The 2,864-nt window shown below is 52.9% G+C and carries 3 protein-coding genes; 2 read left to right on the top strand and 1 reads right to left on the bottom strand.

The annotated features are described in order from the left end of the window. Positions 1-40: 40 nt before the first annotated feature. A complete protein-coding gene (locus BBW68_RS20135) occupies positions 41-163 on the top strand; it encodes an IS1 family transposase (protein WP_083264806.1) in 123 nt (40 codons plus the stop codon). A gap of 334 nt (positions 164-497) precedes the next feature. On the opposite strand, the gene pgi is transcribed toward BBW68_RS20135, so the two are convergent. Continuing rightward, the gene (gene pgi, locus BBW68_RS05145; RefSeq protein ID WP_070134290.1) at positions 498-2,141 is read right to left on the bottom strand and encodes a glucose-6-phosphate isomerase; all 1,644 of its coding nucleotides are present in this window, start codon (positions 2,139-2,141) and stop codon (positions 498-500) included. A 472-nt stretch (positions 2,142-2,613) separates the two neighbouring features. Between pgi and BBW68_RS05140 the strand changes: the two genes are divergently transcribed. Further along, positions 2,614-2,864: transposase (locus BBW68_RS05140; protein ID WP_148127550.1), on the top strand; the 251-nt coding region annotated here is incomplete at its 3' end.

The following is a 2,864-nucleotide window of genomic DNA, read 5'->3' as shown; positions in this document are numbered from 1 at the left end:
GGGATATGCATGGAGCAGAGTATAAAGCGGAGCGCCGGTCATGCAAACACCCGAAGCGGCGCAGCAGCGCCGCTCACGCCACAGGCGTGCTACGTTCTCAAAATCGGTAGAGCTGCATGACAAAGTCATCGCGTATTATCTGAACATAAAACACTATCAGTAAGTTGGAATCATTACCCGAAAATCTATGCGGCCCAGAACGCGCTGGAACTCCTTTCATGCTCCGGCAAGAGCTTAACCGAATGCCATTGTTTAGCTATTACCACAGCAGGGAAACTATTGCAGCCCGCCGGGATGCGAGGCGCAGGCAAGAGCGTCAGGCTGTCAACCGGTACCAAAAGTTATCAGAAAATACCCCCCAGTAATGGGGGTTCGGCTTGCGGAATATTAATCATCGGCACGGGTCGACTGGGAAAAATGGTCGACCCCTACAGTCCAAGGCAACCTCGGTGTTGTAGGGGCTAACCCTCTGTTTCGCTCAGCCCGCCGCGACCAGATTAACGCCAGGACTTATAGCGGTTAATCAGGCCATTGGTGGAGCTGTCGTGGCTGGTGACGTTATCCGCGCCGGGCAGTTCCAGCAGGATGCGGTTAGCCAGTTGTTTGCCCAGCTCAACGCCCCACTGATCGAAGGTAAAGATGTTGAGGATTGCACCCTGAGTGAAGATCTTATGCTCATACAGTGCAATCAGCGCGCCGAGGCTGAACGGCGTGATATCACGCAGCAGGATGGAGTTGGTCGGGCGGTTACCTTCAAACATTTTGAACGGCACCACGTGCTCGACGGACTGCGCATCTTTTCCTGCATCGGCGAACTCTTTCTCGACCACATCACGCGCTTTACCAAACGCCAGCGCTTCGGCCTGGGCAAAGAAGTTCGACAGCAGCTTGCTGTGGTGATCGCCCAGCTTGTTGTGGGTGTTCGCCGGAGCAATAAAGTCGCAAGGGATCAGCTTAGTGCCCTGGTGGATTAGCTGGTAGAACGCGTGCTGGCCGTTAGTGCCAGGCTCGCCCCAGATAATCGGACCGGTTTCGTAGGTCACCGGCGTGCCGTTACGGTCAACGGACTTACCGTTGGACTCCATGTTGCCCTGCTGGAAATAGGCGGCAAAGCGGTGCATGTACTGGTCGTACGGCAGGATCGCTTCGGTTTCAGCCCCAAAGAAGTTGTTGTACCAGATGCCGATCAGCGCCAGCAGCACCGGCAGGTTTTTCTCTTCCGGCGTGTCGGCAAAGTGGCGGTCCATCGCGTGCGCGCCGCTCAGCAGCTTCTCAAAGTTGCTGAAACCGATAGACAGGATGATCGACAGGCCAATCGCCGACCACAGTGAGTAGCGACCGCCGACCCAGTCCCAGAACTCGAACATGTTGTCGGTATCAATACCGAACTCGCTGACCGCTTTACCGTTGGTCGACAGCGCGGCAAAGTGCTTCGCCACCTCTTCCTGTTCACCGAAGGTCAGGAACCAATCACGGGCGCTGTGGGCGTTGGTCATGGTTTCCTGAGTGGTGAAGGTTTTCGAGGCCACGAGGAACAGCGTGGTTTCCGGGTTCAACGTTTTCAGCGTTTCGGCAATATGGGTGCCGTCGACGTTGGAAACGAAGTGCATATTTAGGTGGTTCTTATACGGGCGCAGCGCTTCGGTGACCATAAACGGGCCGAGGTCGGAGCCGCCGATACCAATGTTCACCACGTCAGTAATGGCTTTGCCGGTGTAGCCTTTCCAGTCGCCGCTGATAATGCGCTCGGAGAAGACTTTCATCTTTTCCAGCACCGCGTTGACTTCCGGCATCACATCTTTGCCGTCAACCATGATCGGGGTGTTGCTGCGGTTGCGTAGCGCCACGTGCAGCACGGCACGATCTTCAGTGCGGTTAATCTTTTCACCGGAGAACATTGACTTGATAGCGCCCTGCAGGTCGATCTCTTTCGCCAGCGCCTGCAGCTTAACTAGGGTTTCCTGAGTGATGCGGTTTTTGGAGAAATCCACCAGCATGCGATCGTCAAAAGTCGCAGAGAATTTAGCAAACCGGTCGGCATCTTGCGCGAACAAGTCGGCAATCTGCACATCTTTCATCTGTTCAAAATGCTGCTGCAATGCCTGCCAGGCAGCGGTTTGTGTCGGATTGATATCTTTCATGGCAACACACTCTTTTTATTTAAGAACCGTCATTCAGATTGGACGACATGTTACCCGTTAAGAAGCAGGCTCTTTCCTTTTCCTGCAACAGGTATCAGCAATCATCCCATCGCGATTTTGCACTCGGTGGGTCAGGATCGTGCCCACCAAGGGTTTCAGTATGACTATTCATACCCCATTAAGGAAAAAATATAGCACTAGGTAGTGCTTAATAAGTATTGACGCTTATGGTCTAAACGATGATTTTGCTGATAAAAGTGATAAGCACGAGTAATACCACCGTAGTCATAACAAATAATGAATAATCCCCAGCCGACGAGCGTTGAAAGGGGAGGCATAACCCGATATTTCTAGTCCGCAACTTAATGCACCACGTGCGTAAGCCAGAAAAGGCGCGTCACCTAGGTAGGGCACTGTTGCAAAGATCTGGCGATGGTAAACTGATGCCACTGTTTAGTTGAAGGAGCAGCACATGAACCCATTTAAAGGTCGACATTTTGAGCGTCATATTATCCTGTGGGCCGTCCGCTGGTACTGCAAATATGGCATCAGTTATCGTGAGCTGCAGGAGATGCTGGCTGAGCGAGGGGTAAATGTCGATCACACCACGATTTATCGATGGGTTCAGCGTTATGCACCTGAAATGGAAAAGCGGCTGCGCTGGTACTGGCGTCAACCTTCCGGTTTTGGCTCATGGCATCTCGATGAAACCTACGTGAAGGT

It is taken from the genome of Candidatus Erwinia dacicola (assembly GCF_001756855.1).
Taxonomy (GTDB): domain Bacteria; phylum Pseudomonadota; class Gammaproteobacteria; order Enterobacterales; family Enterobacteriaceae; genus Erwinia; species Erwinia dacicola.
Note: the sequence above shows the minus strand (reverse complement) of the source record. Positions and strands in the feature narration are given on the sequence as shown.

What these genes read in the sequence shown, in the direction of transcription:
- pgi (WP_070134290.1), bottom strand. Translation starts at nt 2,141, where the DNA reads ATGAAAGATATCAATCCGACACAAACCGCTGCCTGGCAGGCATTGCAG.
- BBW68_RS20135 (WP_083264806.1), top strand. Translation starts at nt 41, where the DNA reads ATGCAAACACCCGAAGCGGCGCAGCAGCGCCGCTCACGCCACAGGCGT.